This window comes from Streptomyces purpurogeneiscleroticus, assembly GCF_020024005.1.
GTDB classification, from domain to species: domain Bacteria; phylum Actinomycetota; class Actinomycetes; order Streptomycetales; family Streptomycetaceae; genus Streptomyces; species Streptomyces purpurogeneiscleroticus.
Genome location: NZ_NHSG01000410.1, coordinates 1 through 2933, shown reverse-complemented (window position 1 = coordinate 2933; position 2933 = coordinate 1). Strand labels below are relative to the sequence as shown.

3 protein-coding genes are annotated in these 2933 nt (G+C 73.3%); 1 reads left to right on the top strand and 2 read right to left on the bottom strand.

Translation table 11 applies throughout. The features are described 5' to 3' along the window. Positions 1-197: 197 nt before the first annotated feature. Positions 198-770 (top strand): MarR family winged helix-turn-helix transcriptional regulator, encoded by a 573-nt coding sequence (locus CCS38_RS30310; RefSeq protein ID WP_223736532.1) that lies wholly within the window; start codon positions 198-200, stop codon positions 768-770. A gap of 4 nt (positions 771-774) precedes the next feature. Here the strand turns inward: CCS38_RS30310 and CCS38_RS30305 are convergent, their stop codons facing one another. Both CCS38_RS30305 and CCS38_RS30300 read right to left on the bottom strand, forming a co-directional pair. Beyond that, complete coding sequence (locus tag CCS38_RS30305) at positions 775-1515, bottom strand: gamma-glutamyl-gamma-aminobutyrate hydrolase family protein (protein WP_223736531.1); 741 nt, start codon at positions 1513-1515, stop codon at positions 775-777. Next, positions 1512-2933 (bottom strand): aldehyde dehydrogenase (locus CCS38_RS30300; protein ID WP_223736530.1); only part of this gene is annotated, 1422 nt, incomplete at its 5' end. The genes CCS38_RS30300 and CCS38_RS30305, both read right to left, overlap by 4 nt.

The following is a 2933-nucleotide window of genomic DNA, read 5'->3' as shown; positions in this document are numbered from 1 at the left end:
GGCGTACGGGCGGGCGGCGGGGGAGGAGACGTCGACGTCGCCGCGATATCGTTTGAGCCCGTACGGGTTCAGATGCGGGAGATCGTACGACCACAAACGACACCCGGCAAGGGTCCGGGCGGGTTCGCAGGGTTCGCAGAGTTCGCAGGGTTCGCAGGGTTCGCAGGAAGGTGTGGGGAGATGCAGGAGAAGCTGTGGTGACCGGTCACCGTTCCATCGGGGACACGGAGAAGGCGGTACAGGCCAAGCTCGGTGACACGCCCATCCGGCACGCGCAGATGGCCGCGGTGGGCAACATCTACCGCGCCGCCGCCGCGGTCCGGCAGCACTTCGAGAACTCGGTGCTGCGCGGCGCCGAGCTGACCTGGACCTCCTTCGTGGTGCTGTGGGTGGTGTGGATCTGGGGCGAGATGGAGACCCGGCGGGTCGCCGAGGAGGCCGGTATCTCCAAGGGCACGCTCACCGGCGTCGCCCGCACGCTCCAGGGCCGCGGCCTCATGGAACGCAGCGGTCACCCGACCGACGGCCGGCTCGCGCTGCTCTCCCTCACCCCGGCGGGCGAGGAGCTGATGGCGGAGCTCTTCCCGCAGTTCAACGCGGAGGAGGCATTCGTCACCGACGACCTCAGCGACGACGAGGCCCGCCAACTGGCCGACCTGCTCCGCCGCATCGTCGTCCGGGTCGAAACGGACGGCGAGCAGCGCCGGCTGGACCTGCTGGGTGGGGCGGACCCGCGGCCGCGGAGGAGCGGGCGGCGGGCGCGGGGGTAGCGCGCTACGAGGCGGCCGCCACCAGCGCGTCGAACAGCCCCTGCTGCGCCGGGTCCTTCGCCGCCGTGTCCTCCGGGTGCCACTGCACGGCGGCGAACCAGCCCCGCCCGCCCGGCAGTTCCAGCGCCTCGACCGTCCCGTCCGCGGCCCGGCCGGTCACCGCGAGCCCGTCGCCCAGCCGGTCCACGCACTGGTGATGGAAGCAGGACGCGTCCACCCGCTCCGTACCGGCCGCGCGGGCCACGGCCGAGCCGCTCTCCAGCCGTACGGGATGCACGACGTGCCGGTGCTCCCGGTCCGGGCCGCCCATGTCCTGCCGCAGCGTGCCGCCCAGCGCGACGTTCACGGCCTGCAGCCCGCGGCAGACGGCGAGCGTGGGCAGCCCGGCCGCCAGCGCGTACCGGGCGACCGCCAGGTCGAACGCGTCCTGCTCCTCGTCCACGTCGTACACGCTCGCGTGCACGGCGGAATCCGCGGCCGCGTACAGCCGCGGTGTCAGGTCCCCGCCGCCCGGCAGCAGCACGCCGTCGCAGCGCGCCAGCCGGCCGGCGACCTCCGCCTCGTCCACCCGCCCCTCGGGCGCGTACGGATGCATCATGAACGGCTCACCACCGGCCCGCAGCACGGCATCGGCGAGCGCCCGCGCGGTGACCACGGCTTCGTACCGCAGCGCGGACGTAGAAGCGGAAAACCGCTGCGGCAACGCGATCAGCGGACGGCTGGGCGTATGCCTACGAATACTCACAACTGAATCCAGGTCGTCTTGAGCTCGGTGTACTTCTCCAGCGCGTGCGCGGACTTGTCGCGGCCGTTGCCGGACTGCTTGTAGCCGCCGAAGGGGACGGTCAGGTCGCCCTCCTCGTAGCAGTTGACCCAGACCGTGCCGGCGCGCAGGGCGCGCGAGACGGTGTGCGCGGTGCTGAGATCGCCGGTCCACACCCCGGCCGCCAGGCCGTACTCGGTGTCATTTGCCAGCGCCACCGCCTCCTCGACGGTGTCGAAGGTGAGAACGGACAGCACGGGCCCGAAGATCTCCTCGCGGGCCACCGCCATGTCCGGGGTGACCCGGTCGAAGACGGTGGGCCGGAGGTACGTACCGCCGGGCACGGGCGTCGGATCGAGCGGCGCGCCACCGGTACGGAGGCGGGCGCCGGCCGCGCGGGCCGCGTCGATGTGCCCGCGCACGGCGTCCAGCCGGGCCGCCCCCGCCAGCGCGCCCATCTCGGTCGCCGGATCCAGCGGATCGCCGACCCGCAGCGCTTCGGCACGCTCGACCACCGCGTCCGTCACCCGCTCCGCGACCGAGGAGTGCACGAGCAGCCGGGAGGGCGCGGTGCACATCTCGCCCTGGTTGAAGAAGATCCCCCAGGCGGCCGTGGCGGCAGCGGCGTCCAGATCCGGCGCGTCGGGCAGCACGATGTTGGGGGACTTGCCGCCCAGCTCCAGCCAGACCCGCTTGAGATTGGAGTCGGCGGCGTAGCGCAGGTAGTGGCGGCCGACGGCGGTGGAGCCGGTGAAGGCGAGCACGTCGACGTCCGGGTGCAGGCCGAGCGCGCGGCCGGCGGTGGGTCCGTCGCCCGCCACGACGTTGAACACGCCGCCCGGCACCCCCGCCTCCTCCATGGCCTCGTCGACGAGCCGCCCCAGCAGCAGCGCGGAGAGCGGGGTCAGCTCGGAGGGCTTGAGCACGACGGCGCAGCCGGCGGCCAGCGCCGGGGCGATCTTCCAGGCGGCGAGCGTGAGCGGAAAGTTCCACGGCACGACGGCCCCGACCACCCCGGCCGGCTCCCGCGTGACGAGCGCCAGCGCACCGGGATCGGTGTGCGGCACCTCATCGCACACCTTGTCCGCGAGCTGCCCGTACCACCGGAAGGTCCCGGCGACGGCACGCAGTTCGATCCCGTAGGACTCGGCGATCGGCTTACCGTTCTCCAACGAGATCAGCGCCGCGATCTCGGAGCGGTGCTCCTCGACAAGATCGGCAAGCCGCAGCAGGACACGCCCCCGCTCGGCCGGGGCGAGCCGCGGCCAGGGCCCGGAGTCGAACGCCCGCCGAGCCGCGCCAACCGCAAGATCCACCTCCTTCTCCCCGCCGTCGGCGACCTCGGCGAGCGTCGCACCGTCCCGCGGCGACACGACACCGAACACCGCCCCCGCCCCACC